This window comes from gamma proteobacterium symbiont of Lampromicra miyakona (assembly GCF_059730895.1).
Genome location: NZ_AP035932.1, coordinates 2,321,938 through 2,343,265 on the forward strand (window position 1 = coordinate 2,321,938; position 21,328 = coordinate 2,343,265).

Annotated in this window: 23 protein-coding genes and 1 pseudogene; 10 read left to right on the forward strand and 14 right to left on the reverse strand. The window is 53.9% G+C overall.

What is annotated here, in order from left to right; all coding sequences use genetic code 11:
* Window positions 1–12: 12 nt before the first annotated feature.
* From cheW to otsB, 8 genes are all read right to left on the reverse strand, one after another.
* Window positions 13–510, reverse strand: coding sequence for a chemotaxis protein CheW (gene cheW, locus AC6I8P_RS10755; protein WP_021506278.1), 498 nt, complete (start codon window positions 508–510; stop codon window positions 13–15).
* A 22-nt stretch (window positions 511–532) separates the two neighbouring features.
* Window positions 533–2,524: a chemotaxis protein CheA gene (gene cheA / locus AC6I8P_RS10760; protein ID WP_498031164.1), complete on the reverse strand. Its 1,992-nt coding sequence runs from the start codon at window positions 2,522–2,524 to the stop codon at window positions 533–535.
* Between the two features lie 10 nt (window positions 2,525–2,534).
* Entirely contained in the window at window positions 2,535–3,566 is a 1,032-nt protein-coding gene (gene motB, locus AC6I8P_RS10765) for a flagellar motor protein MotB (protein WP_498030603.1), read from the reverse strand.
* Window positions 3,563–4,450: a flagellar motor stator protein MotA gene (gene motA / locus AC6I8P_RS10770; protein ID WP_021506281.1), complete on the reverse strand. Its 888-nt coding sequence runs from the start codon at window positions 4,448–4,450 to the stop codon at window positions 3,563–3,565. The genes motB and motA overlap by 4 nt, the downstream gene beginning before the upstream one ends.
* A 133-nt stretch (window positions 4,451–4,583) precedes the next feature.
* Complete coding sequence (gene flhC / locus AC6I8P_RS10775) at window positions 4,584–5,162, reverse strand: flagellar transcriptional regulator FlhC (RefSeq protein WP_021506282.1); 579 nt, start codon at window positions 5,160–5,162, stop codon at window positions 4,584–4,586.
* Window positions 5,162–5,512, reverse strand: a complete 351-nt coding sequence (gene flhD, locus AC6I8P_RS10780; RefSeq protein ID WP_325967600.1) for a flagellar transcriptional regulator FlhD — start codon at window positions 5,510–5,512, stop codon at window positions 5,162–5,164. The genes flhC and flhD overlap by 1 nt, the downstream gene beginning before the upstream one ends.
* 1,117 nt (window positions 5,513–6,629) lie before the next feature.
* Complete coding sequence (otsA, locus tag AC6I8P_RS10785; protein WP_498030604.1) at window positions 6,630–8,066, reverse strand: alpha,alpha-trehalose-phosphate synthase; 1,437 nt, start codon at window positions 8,064–8,066, stop codon at window positions 6,630–6,632.
* Window positions 8,063–8,851 carry a trehalose-phosphatase gene (gene otsB, locus AC6I8P_RS10790; protein WP_241797841.1) on the reverse strand — a complete coding sequence of 263 codons (789 nt, stop codon included), beginning with the start codon at window positions 8,849–8,851 and terminating at the stop codon, window positions 8,063–8,065. The genes otsA and otsB overlap by 4 nt, the downstream gene beginning before the upstream one ends.
* A gap of 358 nt (window positions 8,852–9,209) precedes the next feature.
* Here otsB and umuD point away from each other — a divergent pair, with 358 nt between their 5' ends.
* On the forward strand, window positions 9,210–9,641 hold the full coding sequence (umuD, locus tag AC6I8P_RS10795) for a translesion error-prone DNA polymerase V autoproteolytic subunit (protein WP_058757656.1): 432 nt from the start codon (window positions 9,210–9,212) through the stop codon (window positions 9,639–9,641).
* Here umuD and AC6I8P_RS10800 read toward each other — a convergent pair.
* Entirely contained in the window at window positions 9,638–10,543 is a 906-nt protein-coding gene (locus tag AC6I8P_RS10800; protein WP_498030605.1) for a LysR family transcriptional regulator, read from the reverse strand. The genes umuD and AC6I8P_RS10800 overlap by 4 nt on opposite strands.
* A 132-nt stretch (window positions 10,544–10,675) precedes the next feature.
* Between AC6I8P_RS10800 and AC6I8P_RS10805 the strand changes: the two genes are divergently transcribed.
* Window positions 10,676–11,452, forward strand: a complete 777-nt coding sequence (locus tag AC6I8P_RS10805; RefSeq protein WP_498030606.1) for a DeoR/GlpR family DNA-binding transcription regulator — start codon at window positions 10,676–10,678, stop codon at window positions 11,450–11,452.
* A 96-nt stretch (window positions 11,453–11,548) separates the two neighbouring features.
* Here AC6I8P_RS10805 and AC6I8P_RS10810 read toward each other — a convergent pair whose 3' ends face one another.
* On the reverse strand, window positions 11,549–12,202 hold the full coding sequence (locus AC6I8P_RS10810) for a cupin domain-containing protein (protein WP_058776238.1): 654 nt from the start codon (window positions 12,200–12,202) through the stop codon (window positions 11,549–11,551).
* Window positions 12,203–12,576: 374 nt separating this feature from the next.
* Between AC6I8P_RS10810 and AC6I8P_RS10815 the strand changes: the two genes are divergently transcribed.
* Window positions 12,577–12,867, forward strand: a complete 291-nt coding sequence (locus AC6I8P_RS10815) for a hypothetical protein (RefSeq protein ID WP_031279201.1) — start codon at window positions 12,577–12,579, stop codon at window positions 12,865–12,867.
* Window positions 12,868–13,014: 147 nt separating this feature from the next.
* Here AC6I8P_RS10815 and AC6I8P_RS10820 read toward each other — a convergent pair whose 3' ends face one another.
* Window positions 13,015–13,143, reverse strand: coding sequence for a hypothetical protein (locus AC6I8P_RS10820; RefSeq protein WP_256378112.1), 129 nt, complete (start codon window positions 13,141–13,143; stop codon window positions 13,015–13,017).
* Between the two features lie 445 nt (window positions 13,144–13,588).
* Here AC6I8P_RS10820 and blaOXA point away from each other — a divergent pair, with 445 nt between their 5' ends.
* The 3 genes and pseudogenes from blaOXA (at window position 13,589) to AC6I8P_RS10835 (ending at window position 15,358) form a co-directional block, all read left to right on the forward strand.
* Window positions 13,589–14,392, forward strand: a complete 804-nt coding sequence (gene blaOXA / locus AC6I8P_RS10825; RefSeq protein WP_498030607.1) for a class D beta-lactamase — start codon at window positions 13,589–13,591, stop codon at window positions 14,390–14,392.
* A 211-nt stretch (window positions 14,393–14,603) separates the two neighbouring features.
* Window positions 14,604–14,702: pseudogene (locus AC6I8P_RS10830) on the forward strand (glutathione transferase GstA); the annotation flags it as partial.
* A 176-nt stretch (window positions 14,703–14,878) separates the two neighbouring features.
* Window positions 14,879–15,358: a glutathione peroxidase gene (locus tag AC6I8P_RS10835; RefSeq protein ID WP_264443697.1), complete on the forward strand. Its 480-nt coding sequence runs from the start codon at window positions 14,879–14,881 to the stop codon at window positions 15,356–15,358.
* Between the two features lie 74 nt (window positions 15,359–15,432).
* Here the strand turns inward: AC6I8P_RS10835 and AC6I8P_RS10840 are convergent, their stop codons facing one another.
* Window positions 15,433–15,759 (reverse strand): winged helix-turn-helix transcriptional regulator, encoded by a 327-nt coding sequence (locus AC6I8P_RS10840; protein ID WP_058769857.1) that lies wholly within the window; start codon window positions 15,757–15,759, stop codon window positions 15,433–15,435.
* 205 nt (window positions 15,760–15,964) lie between these two features.
* On the opposite strand from AC6I8P_RS10840, the gene AC6I8P_RS10845 reads away from it, so the two are divergent.
* Entirely contained in the window at window positions 15,965–16,744 is a 780-nt protein-coding gene (locus AC6I8P_RS10845; protein WP_058757650.1) for an SDR family oxidoreductase, read from the forward strand.
* Between the two features lie 265 nt (window positions 16,745–17,009).
* Here AC6I8P_RS10845 and AC6I8P_RS10850 read toward each other — a convergent pair whose 3' ends face one another.
* Window positions 17,010–17,612: a helix-turn-helix domain-containing protein gene (locus AC6I8P_RS10850; RefSeq protein WP_498030608.1), complete on the reverse strand. Its 603-nt coding sequence runs from the start codon at window positions 17,610–17,612 to the stop codon at window positions 17,010–17,012.
* Window positions 17,613–17,655: 43 nt separating this feature from the next.
* Here AC6I8P_RS10850 and AC6I8P_RS10855 point away from each other — a divergent pair, with 43 nt between their 5' ends.
* Both AC6I8P_RS10855 and AC6I8P_RS10860 read left to right on the forward strand, forming a co-directional pair.
* Window positions 17,656–18,342: a B3/B4 domain-containing protein gene (locus AC6I8P_RS10855; RefSeq protein WP_498030609.1), complete on the forward strand. Its 687-nt coding sequence runs from the start codon at window positions 17,656–17,658 to the stop codon at window positions 18,340–18,342.
* Between the two features lie 29 nt (window positions 18,343–18,371).
* On the forward strand, window positions 18,372–19,265 hold the full coding sequence (locus AC6I8P_RS10860) for a dihydrodipicolinate synthase family protein (RefSeq protein WP_498030610.1): 894 nt from the start codon (window positions 18,372–18,374) through the stop codon (window positions 19,263–19,265).
* 197 nt (window positions 19,266–19,462) lie between these two features.
* Here AC6I8P_RS10860 and AC6I8P_RS10865 read toward each other — a convergent pair whose 3' ends face one another.
* Window positions 19,463–20,356 carry a LysR family transcriptional regulator gene (locus AC6I8P_RS10865; RefSeq protein ID WP_141495618.1) on the reverse strand — a complete coding sequence of 298 codons (894 nt, stop codon included), beginning with the start codon at window positions 20,354–20,356 and terminating at the stop codon, window positions 19,463–19,465.
* Between the two features lie 161 nt (window positions 20,357–20,517).
* On the opposite strand from AC6I8P_RS10865, the gene attM reads away from it, so the two are divergent.
* Window positions 20,518–21,309: an AttM family quorum-quenching N-acyl homoserine lactonase gene (gene attM, locus AC6I8P_RS10870; protein WP_498030611.1), complete on the forward strand. Its 792-nt coding sequence runs from the start codon at window positions 20,518–20,520 to the stop codon at window positions 21,307–21,309.
* Window positions 21,310–21,328: the final 19 nt, after the last annotated feature.

Here is a 21,328-nt window from a genome sequence, read left to right on the forward strand (position 1 = left end):
CTCTGCGAACGATTATGCGCTACGCAGCGTATCCACCAGCGCCATCTCTTCACTGCTCAGCAGTTTTTCGATGTCGACCAGAATCAGCATACGCTCGCCCAGCGCACCGAGACCGGTGAGGTACTCAGTCGACATGGTGACGGCAAATTCCGGTGCCGGACGGATCTGATCCTGCGTCAGCGACAGCACGTCAGACACGCCATCCACCACGATGCCGACCACGCGATGCTCAAGATTCAGCACGATCACCACGGTGTTTTCGTTGTACTCCACGTCCGGCTGCGAGAACTTCACGCGCAGGTCGATAATCGGCACAATCACGCCACGCAGGTTAGTCACGCCCTTGATGAACTCCGGCGTGTTAGCGATACGCGTTACCTGATCGTAACCACGAATCTCCTGCACTTTAAGGATATCGATGCCGTACTCTTCGTCACCGAGGGTGAAAACCAGGAACTCCTGGCCGACGGTTTCGCCGGCGATTTTCGTCACGGTTGCCATGTCAGTCATTTTTTTACCCTTTCGTTATCTGTTACGCTGCGGCACCGGCCACACGCTTCTCACGGTTCAATGATTGCAGTGCCGATACGTCGACAATCAGCGCAACGCTGCCATCGCCGAGGATGGTGGCGGCGGAAATGCCCGGCACTTTGCGGTAGTTGCTTTCCAGGTTCTTCACCACCACCTGATGCTGACCAATCAGCTGATCGACCAGCAGCGCATAGCGACGTCCTGCGCTCTGCAGGATCACCACGATGCCCTGCGTGGCGTCGGTTTTGGCGTTCTGCACGTCAAACACGTTCCACAGCTCAACCAGCGGCAGGTACTCGCCGCGCACTTCCAGTACGCGCTCGCCACCGGCCAGCGGTTTCAGCTCTTCAGCCGTGGGCTGCAGTGACTCCATCACCGCGTTCAGCGGCAGGATGAACACTTCGTCTGCCACGCGCACCGACATCCCGTCGAGGATCGCCAGCGTCAGCGGCAGCAGAATGCGAATGGTGGTGCCTTTGCCCTGCTTCGAGGAGATTTCGACGTGACCGCCCATCTCCTGGATATTACGTTTCACCACGTCCATGCCGACGCCGCGGCCTGATACGTCGGTCACCTGTTCGGCGGTCGAGAAGCCTGGCGCGAAGATCAACATGCCGACTTCTTCATCGCTCATGCTGTCGCTGACCGGCAGGCCGGACGAGAGCGCTTTCGCCAGGATACGTTCACGGTTGAGGCCGGCACCGTCATCGATCACTTCGATGCAGATGTTGCCGCCCTGGTGTTCCGCCGACAGCGTCAGATTGCCGACCGCCGTTTTGCTGGCGGCCAGCCGTTTTTCCGGGGTTTCGATGCCGTGGTCGAGGCTGTTACGCACCAGGTGCGTTAACGGATCGATGATGCGTTCAATCAGGCTCTTATCCAGTTCGGTTGAGCTGCCGAGCAGCGTCAGTTCAACCTCTTTGCCCAGCTTGCTGGCCAGATCGCGCACCAGACGCGGGAAGCGGCTGAACACGTACTCCATCGGCATCATACGAATCGACATCACCGATTCCTGCAGGTCGCGGGCGTTACGCTCCAGCTGACCCATGCTGTTGAGCAGGTCACCATGTGCCACCGGATCCAGTGCACCGGAGCGCTGCGCCAGCATTGACTGGGTAATCACCAGCTCGCCGACCAGGTTGATCAGCTGGTCAACTTTTTCCACCGCCACGCGAATACTGCTGGATTCGCTGCTTTTGGCGGGCGCGGCAGCACGCTTGCTCTCACGCTTCACCGCCGGGGTAATGTCGGTGACGGTCGCCGTTTGCTGCACCGGCGCTTCGGCTTCGGCCTCAGCGACTGGCGCGGCGGCAACGGCGGCGGGTGCGGCGTCCTGCGGGAACTGAATCTGCGCTTCATCAATCACGAAACACAGCACCGCCACGATATCGTCTTTGCCGACACCGTCGATGGTGGCTTCCAGCGAGCTGGCGCCTTTCACCACATTGGTCAGGGTGCCGAGGTTGCCCAGCTCTTCCAGCAGCAGATCCGGCTCTTTCTCTTTCAGATTGATCAGCTGCAGGCGCAGGCCGCTGCTGGCGGGCGCGGCAGGTGCTGCCACGTCGGCGAGCGCCACCACCGGTGCGGCGGCTTGCGGGGCTATTCCTTTGGCTTCCAGCGCCAGCTGGCGCAGGGCTTCACAGATGTAGTTAAAGCTTTCTGCGTTTGGCTCCTGCGCGGTTTTATAGGCATCGAGCTGTTCCTGCATAATATCTTTGGTTTCCAAAAACAGGTTGATGATGTCGGTGCTGAGCTGCATTTCGCCACGGCGCGCACCATCCAGAATGTTTTCCAGGATGTGGGTGGTTTCCTGTAAAACCGTAAAGCCAAACGTACCGGCTCCGCCCTTAATGGAGTGGGCGGCGCGGAAGATGGCATTCAACTGCTCGGAATCGGGCTCCTGGGGATCCAGTCCCAACAGGTGTTGCTCCATATCCGCTAACAGCTCATCGGCTTCATCAAAAAACGTCTGGTAAAAATCGCTGATGTCCATGCTCACGGGATCACCTCGGCTGTGAGGGTTGGTCTGGTGTCACCGCGCTGGCGGCGGGCGATGCCGCTGCCGGCGGATTCGCCGCGGCTGCCGGTGTGGCCGGTGCTGCGGTAGAACCCGTGGGGGCAGTTGGCGCCGCCGGACCAGCCGGTGCGGTAATGCTAGGTAAAATCTGCGCCGGGTCACTCACCTGAACGGCATCGCTCTCGGCATTCTCTTTTTCAATCGCCGCTTCGGTGTCATGGTTCAACACCAGCAGGCTGATACGACGGTTCACCGCGTCGTTGGCGCCGCGGTTTTTCAGTTTCATGGTGTCGGCCATGCCGACCACGCGCAGCATTTTGCCGCCGTCCAGCCCGCCCGCCACCAGCTCACGGCGTGAGGCATTGGCACGATCCGCCGACAGTTCCCAGTTGCTGTAGCCGCGATCGCCGCTGGCGTACTGGAAGTCATCGGTATGGCCGGACAAACTGATTTTGTTAGGAATATCATTCAGCAGCGGCGCAATGGCGCGCAGGATATCGCGCATGTATGGCTCCACTTCCGCGCTGCCGGTTTTAAACATCGGGCGGTTCTGGCTATCGATAATCTGAATGCGCAGTCCCTCTTCCACCATGTTGATGATCAGATGCGGACGCAGCGCTTTCAGGCGCGGATCGGCCTCGATCAGCTGGTCGAGCTTTTCACGCAGCCGGTTCAGGCGGATGTCATCCAGCTGGCGCTTTTGCGCATCCATATCGACCTGCTTTTGCACTTCGCCTTTTTTCTGCGTCGGATCATCACCGCCGCCGGGAATCGGGCTTTCGCTGTCGCTGCTGCGCTGGCCACCGGTCAGAGCAACCTTGAGCGGCGTTTTAAAGTATTCCGCAATCTGCACCAGCTCCTGCGGGTTGGCGATCGAGATCAGCCACATCACCATAAAGAACGCCATCATCGCCGTCATAAAGTCGGCATAGGCAATCTTCCACGAGCCATGGCTGCCTTCATGCTTTTTATGTTTGCGCCGTTTGACCAGCACAATCGGGCGATTTCCGTGCTTCATGAAGGCGTATCCGAGGTCTGCTTAGCCGGGTTTTTCGCGTTACGCACGTGCTCTTCCAGTTCGGTAAAGGACGGACGCTCGGTGGAATACAGGGTCTTACGGCCAAACTCGACGGCGATCTGCGGCGCGTAACCGTTCAGGCTGGAGAGCAGCGTGACTTTGACGCACTGCATCATCTTGGTGGTTTCCGCGCACTTCTGGCGCAGCACCGAGGCCAGCGGCGAAATGAAGCCGTACGCCAGCAGAATACCGAGGAAGGTTCCCACCATGGCGTGTGCAATCAGCGCGCCCAGCTCGGCCGCCGGACGGTCCGCCGATGCCAGCGCGTGCACCACGCCCATTACCGCGGCGACGATACCGAAAGCCGGCAGGCCATCACCGACCGCCGCTAAGCTTTGTGCTGGTACTTCGCACTCGTGTTCGTAGGTTTCGATCTCTTCGTCCATCAGGGCTTCGATCTCGAAGGCATTCATATTTCCGCTCACCATCAGACGTAAATAGTCGGTAATAAAATCCACTAAAGGTTTATCGGACAAAATACGCGGATAGTTAGCAAAAATTTCGCTCTGGCTGGGATCTTCGATATCGCGTTCCAGCGACAGCATGCCCTGCTGACGTGATTTCGCCATCAGGCGATACAGCAGCGCCATTAAATCCATGTATACGGCTTTGTTATATTTTGAGCCGCGCATTAACAACGGCAGCGCTTTCAGTGTCTTTTTAATCGATTTGCCGTTGTTGCCCACCAGAAAGGCACCAATACCGGCGCCGCCGATAATCAGCAGCTCCGACGGCTGGTAAAGTGCGCCAAGATGGCCACCTACCATCATGTAACCGCCCAGCACGGAACCGAGGACTACGATATAACCCACAATAATCAGCACAAAAACATCCTTACGTCCGTAACGTGTTGGTGGAAGTTAAGCCAGAGAGCCGCAGGTGTTATTCGCATCGTGTGGACAAAAAAAAAGCAGCGGTATTAACCGCTGCTGGATGTTTTCCACGATGCGAACAAACTTAAACGGCGCGTTTAACCTGTTCATCCAGCAGTTGTGGAAAGGTATCGGCAGAATCTGCAGAAAGTTTACGTCTTTTTACGGCACGTGACGGCGGCTGGCACAGGCTGCAAACGAAGCTGCCCGGCGGCTGATGCGCGTGGTTGATGAAGCTTCCGCCACAGCATTTGCAGTCAGATAATTCCAGCATGCCACTTTCAACGAATCGCACCAGGGTCCAGGCGCGGGTCAGCGCCAACAGCGGGCCCTCGTCCGATTGCGGACACTGCTCAAGATACAGGCGATAGGCTTTGATGACCGCCTCTACGCCACTGCTCAGCCGGGTTTTCAGCAGAAACTGCCAGGCGTTGCAGAACATCGACGCATGAATATTTTGTTCCCAGGTCATGAACCAGTCGGTAGAGAATGGCAGCATGCCTTTCGGTGGCGGTGCACCGCGCAGCTCTTTGTACAGTTTAATCAGGCGACCGCGGCTCAGCTGGGTTTCACTTTCCAGCATCTGCAGTCTTGCGCCTAATGTAATCAGCTCCATTGCCAGCTGAATATCACGCGCTTCCTGAACGATACTTTTTTCGGTCATTACACCGCCCTCTTTTTAGCAGTCGCATCATCTTTCGACGCGCTGCGCAATAAACGGCTGGATAATAAAATACCGGTGTGGATTTGCTGCAAATCATCCACACGTGATTCCTGCGTCAGACGGTTAATGAGATTGTGATCGGTAAAGCGGAACTGGCAAACCAGTTGATTGGTTTCCGCTAATTTTACCATCTCAGGTAAAGTCAATTGCTGCAATGCATCCGCCATTGGCTCATCGATACCTAAACGAAACATTGCTGAAGCTTTTTCCTGGTTAATTAAACGCTGTGCAAGTAATAAATATGACAGATTGATGTCATATATATGTTTTAGTAATTCTGATGTACCCATTTTTTTCCATCCTGATAGACGCGACATATATACGGCCACAGAATTAAGTGTTCTATGGTTCGGGTTGCTGGTTGGTAAATCTAAAGATGGCAAAAAAATAATCAGGCATAAGCCAACGTGTACTGAACTGTTTCACTTCCCACCGGGATATTGATCAGTAGTAGTCAAAACTCCAGGCCAATCTTTTCTTGAGTTGTAACCATCTTCCGTGACGTCTGCTTACAGTTTTTTAAGACTAATCCGAAAACAAGGCAAATCTATATCGTCTGATTTCGACATACAACGTGACTGGCATGAAATTTTAGATAAAGTGTGATCCAGATCACACTTTTAAGGCAAATTTTTCAACTGAAGCTTCAGTAATGCTTTTCTGTTGTTCTTTTTTTGAGCGATTTTGAAACGTTTCGCTAATATTTCGCAGGAAAAGTCTTAATTTTGTAGTGTGTCGCCGATTGTCGCCGTGAGGCGATCTTTTATCTGCTCCGTTGGCTTTAGGCAAAGACAATACGCCGGATTTGACCGAAATAACAGCATAAAACTCCAAAAACAGAAGGAATTATTCGTTTTTAAATTAATCACTTACAGGGAATATTGCCTGGCAGGACTAAAGCAGAGGTGTTAGCGAAGCGTAAAGAGTGGGGACCGCGTGCTGGCGCAGTGTAAGGAGTTTATCCGGAACGTTTAGCGGGCAATAAGGGATGTAACAGCACGTTACATTAGCGATATGAATGAGTTGACTAACTAACGCACTGATGTATCAGAACTATCGGCCTGGCCAGCCGAATCTTTAGGGTTGCGCGGAAAAATTTATGTTTTTGCCTGCTGAATGGCTGGATTTTAACCAATCCGTGCGCTTTTGGGTGCCGGTGCAGCGGTTTAGCGCTTATCAAAATGAAATCGATTTCATCAGATAACCCTGTCACGTGGAAACGCTGTGCAGCGCTGGCCTGAATGTGCCTTCTGAGCCAGCCTTCCCGGGTGACGGGAAAAAGACGCTCCGCGACGGCAAGCGGTGTTGATGACCCCGGAGGCGATCAGAAAATTCGCCTCCGGGTGATTTCCTCTCCCGCAGGCGGGAGAGGATGCTGGTGCGGGGAAAAGGCTTCTCCCCGCTTAATTACGCTAGCTTCTGGAACGTCGCGACTTTATTATCGCTGCCGTGGCTGGCGCTGCGCGCCGGCAGCGTATGCAGATCTTTCAGGAAGCTCTCGCGCCAGTGCGAAATATCCTGCTTGCGCAGCACCGCCATCATGTCGTTGTAGCGCGAAATACGCTCGGTGCGCGGCATGGTCAGGGCGCGGTCCAGCGCCGCCGCCACATCATCACGGTCGTACGGGTTGACGATCAGCGCGGAGGTCAGCTCGTTGGCCGCCCCGGCGAAGCGTGACAGCACCAGCACGCCCGGGTCGTCCGGATCCTGGGCAGCGATATACTCTTTCGCCACCAGGTTCATGCCGTCGCGCAGCGGTGTCACCAGCCCGACGTCGGTCAGCCGGAAAATCTTCATCAGCAGGCGACGGTCAAAATGCTGGTTGAGATAGTAGAGTGGCGTCCAGCCCAGCGTGCCGTACTTACCGTTGATGCGCCCTGCTTCTGTTTCCAGCTGATGACGAATATCCTGATACGCCTGCACGTCACCGCGCGAGGTCGGCGCAATCTGTGAGTAGCGGATTTTGCCGCGGTGCTGCGGGAAGTTTTCCAGCAGCGCTTCATAGGCAAGGAAACGCTCCGGCAAGCCTTTGGAATAGTCGAGACGCTCACAGGCGATAATATTCTGCAAATCGCCCAGCTCACGCTTCATCGCGGCCATCTTCGGTGGCAGCGGCCCTTCCGCCATCTCTTTAATGCTGTCCGGCTCGATACCGATGGGGTAAACCTCGGTCATAAAGGTGTTGCCAAAGGCGCGATGCTTCTTCTCGCCTTTATTCTGCAGCTGCGTCAGCTGGCTCAGGCTGTCGAGAAACGCCACGCGATCGGATTCTGTCTGGAAACCCAGCAGATCGTATTCACACAGCATTTCCAGCAGTTCCTGATGCGGCGGCAGCGCATTGAAAATTTCCGGCGTCGGGAACGGGATATGCAGAAAGAATCCGATTCGGTTATTGATGCCCTGTTTACGCAGTTCAGCGGCAAACGGCAGCAGGTGGTAATCGTGGATCCACAGGATATCGTCCGGCTTGATCAGCGGTTTCAGCCGCTGCGCCAGCAGGGTATTCACGCGGCAGTAGCCTTCCCAGGCTTCACGCTGGTACTGCACCAGATCGAGGCGATAGTGGAACGCGGGCCAGATCACCGTGTTAGAAAACTGGCAGTAGTACTGATCGTAATCGTTTTGATTGAGGGGGAATGAGGCATAGGTAATGCCGTCTTGTTCGATCTGGGTAAGTTCCTCATCTTCTTCACCGGAAAACTCACTGATCTCTCCGTTCCAGCCAAACCACAATCCTCCGGTGGTCTGCAGCGCATCCAGAATGCCGACGGCGAGACCGCCTGCGTTGGTTTTGCTTCCATCAGGAATAGCGATACGGTTAGATACGACGACTAAACGACTCATAACCTAAACTCCTTACCGACGTTGTCATGTTCTAGTTGTAATAATAGTTGTTCCAGCCAGTGCCAGACCGCTGCCACATCGGGCAGACGATAGCGCGCCTGGCTTGGACCTTCACCGACCTTGACCGAGATGCCGTGCATGGCATTGACTGCAAGAAAGCCTTTCTCATCGGTCAGATCGTCGCCCACAAATACCGGAATGCGACCGGTAAATGGCGCTTCCTGCATAAATTCGCGTACCGCAGCACCTTTATCGATGCCCTGCGGTTTCAGTTCCACCACACATTTACCTGGCTGCAGCGCCAGTGCCGGAAAGCGGGTTACCGCCTCTTCGGCCAGCTGCATGATGGCGTTTTCATACTCTGGCGCGTTGCGGTAGTGCAGCGCAAAGGCCATGCCTTTTACTTCCAGCAGCGTACCGGGCCACTGGTCAAGGGTCTGCTGCAGTTCAACCTGCAGCGTTTGCGCCACCTCATCGGGCAGCGACTGACGGTGCAGATGTCCGCTGGCATCGCGGCGCTCAGCGCCGTGCACGCCCGCTGCCGGGGCTTGCAGCGGCGCGACCAGCTCATCCAGCTGGCTGATCGGACGGCCGGAAACCAGCGCCAGCGCGCCGTGACTTAAATTAGAAATTTGTTGCAGATGCTGGCGCACCGATGCGGGGATGGAAACCGACTCGGGCTGCGACTGAAGCGCGGCCAGCGTGCCGTCAACATCAAAAAAGAAGGCGTAAAGTCCGCCACTTAGCGACGGCAGGGTGCTGTTCTCATTAACCGCAGGGGTCACGTTTCCTCCTGTATCTGAACGTAAACGGGCAGTCTGTTCGCAGGCAGGCAGGAAGTGAGGAGGTTTTTCCGTAAACACGGGAATCGAAAGGGTAACGCTCCAGAACTAAACGAAATTTTCATCAACACTGCAACCGCACTACGAACATCGGCAACATTAAGTGTAGACAACAATTGAAGTTTCGCCAGACGGGCGCACAGAGTGCTTAGCGAAGAGTGCCCTTTTCAGCGGTTTGCCCGGCAAAAAACTGAATTCTGCTGTTTTTCATACGCTTCGCTTTTTTTACCGCAGGCAGACTTGATCATAGCAAAAATCGCCTGATACTGTATATAAAAACAGTATCTATGGAATATTCGCTATGACGCGTTTCTTTTTGCCACAGCTTTCACCGCCTTCGCGCTCCCGCCCGCTATTCCTTGACGCGGTGCACGGCGGTTTCCCCTCACCCGCTCAGGACTACATTGAGCGCCAGATTGATCTCAATGAGCTGCTGGTGACCCGCCCGAGCGCCACCTATTTTGTGCGCGTCGAAGGCGACTCGATGCGCGATGCCAATATCCGCGAAGGTGATCTGCTGGTGGTCGACAGCTCACTCAATGCCCGGCACGACGACATCGTGATCGCCGCCATCAACGGCGAGTTCACCGTCAAGCGGCTGCAGACGCATCCCTGCGTACAGCTGATGCCGATGAATCCGCGCTATCAGCCCATCCGGCTGCGTGAAGAGGAGGAGCTGGAAATTTTTGGCGTGGTGACGTTTATTATTTACGCCGCACGCATCCAGCGTTAGCGCATCGTTTCGGCGCGGATCATCTCAATCAGCCGGCGTAAACCCGGGTGCAGCTGGCGACGGTCGGGGTAATACATCACCAGCGGTTCGTCTTCGCTGCACCAGTCCGTCAGCACGCGCACCAGCTGCCCGCTCGCCAGCTGCGCCTGTACGTAGCGCTCCGGGCAGTAGCCGAGACCGTAACCGCCGGCGACCGCATCAATAATCATGTCGCTCTCATTGAGCGTCAGCGTGCCCGGCACATCGACCTCATACGCCACCTTGCCCTGCGCCAGCGGCCACTTATACAGCGTGCCATTGCCAAGGCGCATGCGAATACAGCGATGGTTGCGCAGACCGTCCGGATGCTGCAGCGGCGGCGCGTCGCGCAGGTAATCGGGTGACGCCACCACGATCCAGCGCAGTTTGGGCGTCAGCGGCATGGCGATCATATCTTTCGGTACGCTGGCGCCGTAGCGGATCCCAGCGTCATAGCCGCTGCCGATGATATCCACCAGATTGTTATCCACCGTAATTTCCAGACTGAGCTCCGGATAGGTCGCCATAAAGCGCGCCAGGATCGGCCGAAACAGCAGCTGCCCGGCATCACGCGGGATGTTCAGCCGCAGGCGGCCGCTGGGTGATTCGCGGTACAGGTGCAGATCGTTCAGCGCCAGCTCAATTTGCGCAAAGCCGGTTTCCAGGTGGCGCAAAAAAGCGGCACCGGCGTCCGTCGGCACCACCGCCCGGCTGGTGCGGTTGAGCAGGCGCACGCCAAGACGCGCTTCAAGACTGCGCAACGTGTGGCTGATGGCCGACGTGGTGACCCCCAGTTCCAGTGCGGCGAGGCGGAAGCTTTTGCGCCGGCAAATCAGCAGAAAAACATTCAGATCGGCCAGTTCATTACGTTGCAGGGCGGGCATTTTCGTGTCTCCTGACTCATTGCCTCGTTGAATCTGATTCAACTTCAGATGAGCTATCATAGCGAAGCTGCCGTACAGGACGCTATGCGTGCGTGGCATGGCAGGCAAAACGTCACTTTTAACCCTGAGCTCATGATGCTGCCCGAAGACCGAAAAGACGCTATTTATCGCTACCTGTTTGCGAAACGATCGGCCACCATTCACGAACTGGCCACGCTGATGGCGGTGTCGGCGATGACCATCCGCCGCGATATTAAATTCCTGCAGGACGCCGGCCTGGTGGTCGGCATACACGGCGGTGCCAGGTTGCCTGCCGTGGTCCATCAGGCATTACCGTATGTGGATAAGGCACAGCTGAACGTGCACGCCAAACAAAGCCTTGGTCGTTATGCCGCATCGCTGGTACAGGATGGCCAGGTTGTCTACCTCGATGCCGGTACCACCAGCTATGAAATTGCGCGTGCGTTAGGCGATCAGACAAGTCTCACCGTGCTGACTAATGACTTTACGATTGCCGCCTGGCTGATGCGTCACAGCCACATCACGCTATTTCATACGGGTGGCAAAGTCGATAAACGGCATATTGCCAGCGTGGGTGCCATGGCGGCGACCGCCCTTGCCTCGTTCAATATTGATCTGGCTTTCCTCAGCACCAGCGCGTGGGATGTCACGCACGGCCTCTCGACACCCGACGAAGACACCTTGCTGGTGAATCAGGCAGTGCTGGCCGCCTCAGCGCAGCGTTATCTGGTGGCTGACAGCAGCAAATATGGTCGTTACAGCGTGTATTCCGTGTGTAAGCTGCAGCAGCTGGACGGCGTGATCACTGATGACGATTGCCCCTGTGCTGCCATTGAGGAGATGAAACAGCGTGGTATTCGTCTGCACCGGGTAAATCGCCGCGGCTGAGCGGCATCCCGGTAAAGACCATTAATTAAAAAGGAGGCGCGAACGCCTCCGGTGGCTACAGGGAAATCACATCGACTATCTCTCGCAGGTCACGGTTTACGGCGTAGGGGCGACTTTAGGATTGGAGCTGAACCAGCCGCGGCGATCCTGCCAGTTGCCATATTCATCCACAATCGCCCCTTTACTGTTGGCCATCAGGAAATGATAGCTTTCCAGTTTTTTCAGCGACAGCGTTTCGCCCTGATGCTGAATGACGACATTGTGGCTTTGCACCGGACCAAAACTTTTTGGCGTCGGCGGAATATCCGCTGATGCGGCGCCAATTTCTGAGAAGTTATATACCCAGCCATCGAGGACGCGCCACGATTCATGTTTTGCCGGACGTGCCGGCGGCGCGCTAATCGGCATGTGTCGATGCTCCGGAATCATCTGATTCGGCAGCAGATACATGGTCATGGCGTAATAACCGTAATCCAGATTATTGACCCAGGTGATGCTGGCCAGGCCAACATGCTGATAATCGCCCAGCCCGAAATCATTGACCCACAGCTGCTGGCGCATGGCCGGCGTCAGCGTATGACCATAAGAGGCGAGCAGTTGCGCTATTGCATCTTTCGCCACCTCTTTCTGGAAGACGCCATTTTTATAGAAATCTTTATTGGTATAAACGTGATGCGGCTGAGCCGCAATGGATGCGGTGGCATTGAGCGCCAGTAAGGCCGCAGCGAACGCCAGAGCAGGTTTTGTCATAATTCACCTCCTGTTTATGACAGCCATGTTGATGCAAATAAAAATTTCACCGGCCGGTAAAACGCAAGGGTGGCCAGCGCGGAGAACAGAGTTGCAGATGGCGATGCGGAGGGGAAATTCATTTAGAGAATCGGATCTATCTAATTATCAGATACGGCTGTGCTTTTTTGTGATTATTAACAAATAATCACAGGCTATTCTGCCCGGTAAAGCATCCAGCTGCTGACGGGCACAATTTATCTGCTGCTAAAGAAATTCTTAAAATGTTGGTTGCGCTCGCAATTGTGACAGGCGCGCGGCCAATTGTGTTTGACCTGCTTTTCACATCAATGCACACTGGCGGGCGTGAAAAACGGCAGATGAAGAGCCAAGAGATGTTGCAGAATTATAGTCAGCGCGTCCATTTCTATTACTGCATTCTGGTTGCGTTAAAACTCTATGTGAACAGCAAGAAGTCCGGCGGCGTACGCGGGAAAAATAACTTTTTGCTGAAGTGGTTACGCAACGCGCAAAACAACACCATCTTTCATCCTGATATCACCAGTGAAATTGAATGGCTGCGCGGAAAAATTATCAGCGCCGGACCGGATGCCGATTTAGAACCGATGCTGCAATACGTTTACGAGACAGCAAAACGCGCCGAAACGCTGCGTCTCGGGCCGTAATCGCACGGGCTGCGCATTGCATTACCCCTGTCTGCAGGCAAAAAAAAGGGGGCAACGCGCCCCCAACCACTACAAAAATTTCATCCCTGACGCCCTGGTGCGGATTCCCTTCCGGCTGGCGCTAATTCTCTTCGCACTGGCTACGCGTTACAGGGTTAGCACCAGCACGCTGATCAATAACCAGCAGCCCGCGCAAAATGCGCCCGCCGCCACCCAGGTTAACGCCCGGGTATTTAAATTGCAGACATCGCGTTGCCAACGTTTAACCGGCTGCATAACCACTCCTGAAAATTTATTCTCATTATGCCTGGCAGAGGATTGCTGTGAACTGCGGATAAGCTTGTCACGTATTAATATTCCTGACCATCGGATGTGCTTACCGGTTATGTAGGCGCAGGACTACAATCCATTAATTACCGCTTATATCGCCGTCGAGACGAAAAATGCCGCAGGTGTGCAGATCGCAATAGCGTCGTTTTCGCGCCGTTTGTCATCCGGAAATGCGGTTTCACATCGTTTAGTTTTCCTAAAAAACAGGCGCAGATTTAATCGTTTTTATTTACCCCTGCTCAGGGTTATTAATAAGCACACCGGACGCGATAATTTGCAGATGATAAAGGGATGTGGCGTGACCAGTCTCTTGATGCACAGCCTGACCGCGTTCAGTGCCCTTTCTCAGGTTCTGAATTACGTTAGCATTTAACTTTGGATTCAATTATCAATGAAAACCCGTCTGGCCGTTATGGCCTCTGTTGCTGCGATATTATTTTCACAGCAGGCATTCGCCAAAAACCTGTGCACCCTGATTGTTGACGCTGAATCAGGCAAAGTCCTGCTGGAGAGTGGCAACGACTGCAGTGGAGAAGTCACACCCGCATCCACCTTTAAAATAGCCATCAGCCTGATGGGATTTGATGCCGGCGTGCTGAAAAATGAAAAGGAACCCGCCTGGGATTACCAACAAGGATACCCGGACTGGGGCGGTAAAAACTGGATGAATAAAATCGATCCTACGGCGTGGCTAAAATATTCGGTCTTCTGGTATTCGCAGCAGGTTGTTAAAAAAATCGGGCAACATCGCTTTGAAGACTATGTAAAGGCGTTTGCTTACGGAAACGAAGATGTTTCCGCCGTTGACGTCAGCGCCCCCGGTCAGAATAGGGTGTGGGTTATGTCATCCCTGCAGATCTCACCGGTTCAGCAGATTGGCTTTTTAAGGAAAGTTGTTAACCGTGAGCTGCACGTAAACAAGCATGCCTATGACATGACAGATAATATTACCCGCTACGACGTCAGCGTTAAGGGCTGGACGGTGCACAGCAAAACAGGAACCGGCTCACCGGGGAAAAATAATCAATACGATCCGCACCATGCCTATGGCTGGTATGTCGGCTGGGCGACCAAAGGCAGGAAAAAAATTGTTTTTGCCAAACTGATTCAGGATGAACAGGTGTTAACGCCGAATGCTGGCCTGAGAGCACGTGACGAAGTGTTGAAGCAGATGTCGGCGGTCATTGCGCCCTGATGGCATAACACACGGATGCCACGGATTTTTATTAACCTCCCGGTTTTCATGCGGCTGACAGCTTGCGGCGAGGCCCTTCATTATGAAACTGACGGTTAGCCAGCCGATGAAGTGACCTCCGGACCGCCGCTTATCTTTCTTTACGCAGCGTCGTCAGCAGTGACTGCGCAGCAACAGAAGACTGACCGGATGGCGAACACACCAGACCAAACTGACGCTGAATCGCTGGCCTGCGCTACTGGCGTATATGGCACGGATCAATGCGCGCCCTGCTGTGCAGGCGGCACTGATGGCAGAGGCGTCTGAGTGAGAATGGCAGACAGAGTTTTGTGCCAGCGACCAGGCTCTGTCTGCAAGGTTAGATGTCAGTGTTATTGTGACAACGGCGCGCAGAAAGTTATGCTGTGCGCGCCAGGCTATGAAGCCCGCTATTGGGCCCGCGTGGCAACATCAACATCGAACCTGTGCTGTTTTGAGGACACTGACATGCCCCCTTCTTTTTATCAGTTTTCGGCCACCAGCCTGACCGGTCAACCTATCTCTATGGCCGACTACGCTGGCAAGGTGGTTCTGGTGGTGAATACCGCCAGTCATTGCGGCTTTACGCCCCAGTACGCCGGCCTTGAAGCGCTCTATCAGAAATATGCCGCACAGGGTCTGGTGGTGCTTGGCTATCCCTGCAATCAATTCGGTAAGCAGGAACCGGGAAACGCTGATGACATCTCACAAACCTGTCATGTTAATTACGGGGTAAGCTTCCCGATGTTCGGCAAAGTCGAGGTTAACGGCAGCGCAGCGCACCCGATATTTCGCTATCTGAAAGCGGAACTACCCGGCGTGCTGGGCGGACGGATTAAATGGAATTTCACCAAGTTTCTCATCGGACGCGACGGCAAACCGCTGAAACGCTTTGCACCGATCACGCCCCCGGAGAAAATGGAAGCCGCGATACTCGCTGCACTTTAAGGTAGAGCGTTACCGGATTCGCAGCATTAATTTTAGAGCACAGCGGAAATTGATGGCATCCGGCGGGAGGCTGGTTAAGTCGGGCGCCTTTCCGCCCATTTCAGCATGGCATCAAGAGCAGGACAAAGTGCCTGTCCCCATTCAGTGAGTCGATATTCCACTTTCGGTGGCACCTGAGGATACACCATCCGCGACACTATACCGTCGGCTTCCAGCTGTCTCAGTTGTTGCGCCAGCATCTTCTGCGAAATACCGGGAATTAATTTTTCAAAATCTGAATAGCGCTGTACTTTGCCGTCGAACAGATGAAAAAGGATGATTAATTTCCAGCGCCCTTCCAGCAGTTGAATAACCTGCTCCACTCCGCTTGCGGCTGATTCCGGACTGTATAACTTACTCATCATTCAGTAACTCACTTTTTTGTGCGTACTTGTCAATTTAACAGTCTATGTGGAATATGACCGTACTGTAAACAAAGGGAGTACAGGTCTATGCCATTTACATTACTGCTCGCTATTTATGACGACTTCGCGCTCAGCAAGGGTGGCGATATTGCCAGCATTACTGATTATTGTACTGCCACATCAACAGACCGGAGATTCTCCAATGCCATGTGATCTCGATTTCCACGGTAAACGCATATTGGTCACTGCGGGTACCAAAGGTGTGGGTAAAGCGGTAGTTGGGCTATTCAAACAGCTGGGTGCAACAGTATTAACAACCGCACGCCACGCATCCGCAGAATGTAGAGCAGACGCTTTCGTAACGGCAGACCTGACCACGGTTAAAGGGTGTAACTCAGTCGCGGAAGCCGTTCAGACACATCTGGGAGGCGTCGACATCATTGTTCATGTGGCTGGCGGTTCTACTGCACCCGGTGGTGGCTTTGCAGCATTGGGTGAAGAGGAGTGGCAACAGGAGCTCAATCTTAATCTGTTGCCCGCGGTACGTTTAGATCGTGCGCTGTTGCCTGCCATGCTGCAGCAGGGGGGCGGAGTGATCATCCATGTCACTTCTATCCAGCGAGAACTGCCCTTACCAGAATCAACCACGGGTTATGCAGCAGCGAAAGCGGCGCTGTCAGCCTACAGTAAAAGCCTGTCGAAAGAGGTTGCGTCGCAGGGGGTTCGGGTGGTTCGCGTGGCACCCGGCTGGATCGAAACCGAAGCTTCCGTGGCCATGGCGGAACGGCTGGCGCAGCAGGCAGGAACAGATTACGAAGGCGGTAAGCAGATCATCATGAAGGCACTTGGCGGTATTCCGCTGGGACGCCCTTCTCAACCCATTGAGGTAGCAAATCTCATTGTCTTCCTCGCATCATCTTATGCTGCCGCGATCACCGGTACTGAATTTGTCATCGATGGCGGCACTATTCCAACGGTGTAGTCAGATATCCTCATCGATCCATTCTGGTAGCGATCCGGATATTTTATACACCTTAATAAGGCGCCAGCGGCTATTAGATCAAGCCATGTGCGATATCGACCTGGCCGCTATGTGATATTCCCCGGCTCTTTGTCGCTAATATCCGCTCCTCGCTCATGGCGAATACACAGTCCGCCTGGTGGCAGAAACGGACATGAATAGCGAAAACCAAGGATGATTATTTGCGCACAAATCAGGGCTTCTTTGGCCGTCCATTGAAAAACGTTTATGACGCTTTTTCATTTACCGTCATGATAAAGTTCAGCGTGTTTTCTCCCTGGTTTGCGTAGAAATGTGGAACATCGGTTTTGGCTGTAACGGAGGATCCCGCCGTTACCTGAAATACGCTCTCTTTCACGCCAAGCGTGAGGGTTCCGGATTTTACGTGCAGTAGCTCCAGCGTGCCTGAGCTATGCCCGGGTGATTCAAACTTTTCGCCTGGCCGCATTTCCCACAGCCACAGCTCAAGCATATCGGGTCCACCTGAGCCGGCCAGCAGCCTGGCGCTTCCCCCTTTGTCACCTGTCCAGAGTTCGGGGATGTCCGTATCAGCGATGATGTGCACATCAGGCCTGGCGCTGACATCAACAAAATCCGCCACGGACACGCCCATGGCAGCAGCAAGCCGGCATAGCAGCGCAATGCTGGGATTAGCCTTGCACCCTTCTATCTCAACCAGCATCCCCTTACTGACACTGGCTTTGCGGGATAACTCATCGAGAGAAATTTTTCTTTGTTTACGAAACTGCTTAATCCGCAGGGATACGGCTTCGTTAACCGTGTTGACATCTGCACCGGAAAAGGTCACTAAATTGACTTTTTTGGTCATTGGTCGCTATTATGGAATAAAATGGTCATTACAGGATTATCGCGTGTTAATCGTTTCCCCGTCAATTTCCCCTGAAATCTACCAAATTGCCCCTGGCTTTCGGGCGCTCAGTATCAGCGTGCAGGCAGCGCCTGTCGTGAATCCGCACGTCGGGGTAACGGCACTGAAGGCGGCCTGTGAGGCGGTGCTGTCAGATTCCCCCAACTGGGCTGAATCCCATCTGGCCGCATGGGCCGATGTGTTTCAGAAATTTGGTGCCAAACCCAAACGCACGCCCTGTTCTGCTGAGGCGCTACGCAAACGCGTGCTTCGCGATGGCACCCTGCCCGCACTCGATCCGGTCGTTGATCTTTATAACGCTGTCAGTCTGCGTTATGCCGTGCCCGTAGGGGGAGAAAATATTGCCGCGTACAAGGGCGCACCTCGCCTGACGGTGGCAACAGGCACGGAACCTTTTGATACCATGAAAGAAGGGGTTATGGCGGTGGAATATCCTGCGCCTGGCGAAGTCGTCTGGTGTGATGATGCCGGCGTAACCTGCCGTCGCTGGAACTGGCGGCAGGGAATCAGGACTCGCTTAAGCGTTGAAGCGCAACACATGTGGTTTATTCTGGAAAGTCTGCCGCAGATACCGCTCGATCAGCTGCATGAAGCTGGAAAGATGCTGACCGACGGCCTTGAAGAAATGATGCCCGGACGGCAGTGTAACGTCACCCTCATCGGCGAGTAACACCTTTAACTCAGTTCTGGAGACTCTGCATGTTCACCGGCTTGTCTGCTTTCCCGTTAACGCCTGTCACCGCGCGTGGTGTCGATGAACAGGGTTTCACGAAGATCCTGGCTCGCCTGACGGCAGCCCGTGTCGATTCTTTGGGTGTTCTGGGTTCAACCGGCAGCTATGCTTACCTGAGCAGAGAACAGCGCAAACGCAGCGCAACGCTGGCCCGTCAGGTTGCCGGGGAGATTCCCGTGATGGTTTGCGTGGGTGCTATCAGTACCGATGCCGTACTGCATCTGGCTGAAGATGCGCAGTCCGCAGGCGCTGATGCGCTGCTGCTGCCGGCGATGAGTTACCAGCCGCTGCGTGATGAAGAAGTGTATGCCCTCTTTGAGACGGTTACCCGCCATGCTTCAGTACCGGTTTGTGTTTATGACAACCCCGGAACCACGCATTTCCGCTTTACCGACGAACTGCTCGGGCAGCTGTCGTCACTGAAAGGGATTCGCTCAATTAAAATTCCGGGAGTACCGGATACCCCCATCGCTGCAGCTGAACGCGTTGCTGCATTACGACAACATCTTCGTCCTGGCGTGACCCTGGGTATTAGTGGTGACGCCAGTGCCGGGCTGGGGCTGAATGCCGGTTGCGAAGTCTGGTATTCCGTTTGCGGCGGTATCTTCCCGGAAACCGCCAAACAAATTACGCAGGCCGCAGCCATTAACGACGCTGAACGCGTTACTGCCCTAACTCACCGCCTTAAACCTTTGTGGGATCTGTTCCGTAAGCATGGCGGAAGTCTCCGCGTGATCGCAGCGGCAGCAGGCATACTGGGGCTGACCGATGCCGACTGTCTGCCTCGCCCCCTGTTACCCTTATCGACTGCAGAGGTGGCAGAAGTAGCAGCAGTGATGGCCGCTCTGGACCTGAAGTAACGCGCCGGCGGAATCGGTCCTGCGCCAAACCTTGAGATATCTGGCAGGGTCATACCTTGATGATGGTCTTTGATCATTACCGCCACTGACCGGGTGGGTTTACTCACCCGTGCAACGCGTGAGGTTGTTATGACTGCTTCCCGCTCAAAGCGGAACCTTATCCTGCCAGCATATCTGCTTTGTGCCAGGCGCAGACGTTATTCATATTCCATCATTTCAGACAGAGAAGTTTTTAGATAACGCTCCAGCAGACCTGCACAAATTCGCGTTTCATATGACATCATGCCAGCCGGTGGATGGAGCAACCAGGCGTTAAAAGGCGGGATCGGATAGTGACTTAAAATGGGGATGAGCGAACCCTGTGCAATTTCATTTCTGCATACCGGAAATTGCAAAACACCAATGGCATGTCCTGCTAATAAATAGGAGAGTACACTTCTCCAGTGCGTGGACTGAAATTTAACGTTGACGGGAACATTAACGAGTTGGGCTTCAGAGGTGAGCATTGGAATGCGATTACTGGCAAATACACCAGAAACAGCAGCAAATGGATAATCAGCCAGCGCATCCGGAGAGCGTGGATAACCGATTTTAGCCAGCAAAGATGGAGAGGCCAGCAACACTCTGTGCACGCTACCAAGTGGACGTGCGACAAAAAATCCTTCTGAGATCTCTCCCAGCCTCAGGGATATATCCACCCCCTCAGTGACGGGATCGATGATACGGTCGTTAAAAATGACATCGATCTGCAGCTCCGGATGTTTGATCTGAAGCTGTAACAACGCAGGCATCAGCAAGCTTTCTCCGGCAGAATAAGGCGCCGCGATACGGATTTTGCCTTGCAAAGCCTGATTTTCTTCATTCACAGAAAGAGCGTGCTCTGCCGCCTGAATCGCTGTTTTACTTCGCTCATAAAACACATTACCGCTATGTGTCAGAGACATATTCCGCGTGTTGCGCCTTAGTAAACGCGTACCAAGATGTGCTTCCAGTTTTTCAATTCTTTCACTGACGGCAGGCTGGCCAATGCCGAGATCGCGGGCTGCAGCCGACATGCTGCCCCGCTCAACCACCCTGATGAATATGCGCATTGCAGAGAAGAGATCCATGTAGCGATTATATTGGTTTTGCCGATAAATGTAATTCGATACAGGTATCTACTGCTCTTCTACGAGATGATGAAAACTCATCGTTCAGGTAAGGATTCAGCAAATGTTGATCTATAAAATTGATTTTTAAATGGAATACAACCATGTCAGATATCAAACTTTTCATGTTCCAGTCAGGAACGCAGCAATGTAAATATCAGCATATTCGGATGAATCAGGGCGCAGGCGAACGTTATGAAATTCCGGTTCCCTGGTTTCTGCTGACCCATCCGGAGGGTTTTACCCTGATTGACGGTGGTCTGGCTGTAGCAGGATTGAAAAACCCTGCTGCCTATTGGGGAAAGGGTATAGAGCAGTTTAAACCGGTGATGTCAGAAGAACAGGGCTGTCTGGAACAGCTTAAAAGGCTTGGCATCGCTCCAGAGAAGATCCGCTATGTGGTGCTGTCCCATTTGCACGCTGATCACACTGGCGCAATCGGTCACTTCCCCCATGCCACTCATGTGGTTCAGAAGCGAGAGTTTGAATATGCCTTAGCTCCTGACTGGTTTACATCGGACGCCTATTGCCGACACGATTACGATCGTCCTGAACTCAACTGGCTTTTTCTCAACGGATTGCCTGAAGATAACTATGACCTTTACGGTGATGGCACGATAAAGTGTGTTTTCACGCCAGGGCATTCCCCGGGGCATCAATCTTTTCTTATCAGCTTACCCAGCGGTAAACATTTTATGCTGGCGATTGATGCGGCTTATACCTTAGATCATTACCATGAGAGGGCGCTCCCTGGACTGATGACGTCAGCCACGGATGTCGCTAAGTCCGTCCGAAAACTGCGTCAGCTAACCGAACGATTTAACGCGACATTAATACCCGGTCATGACCCTGAAGAGTGGGGAAAAATCAGGCTTGCTCCAGCCTGGTACAGTTGAATTATTGCTCACTCATTCT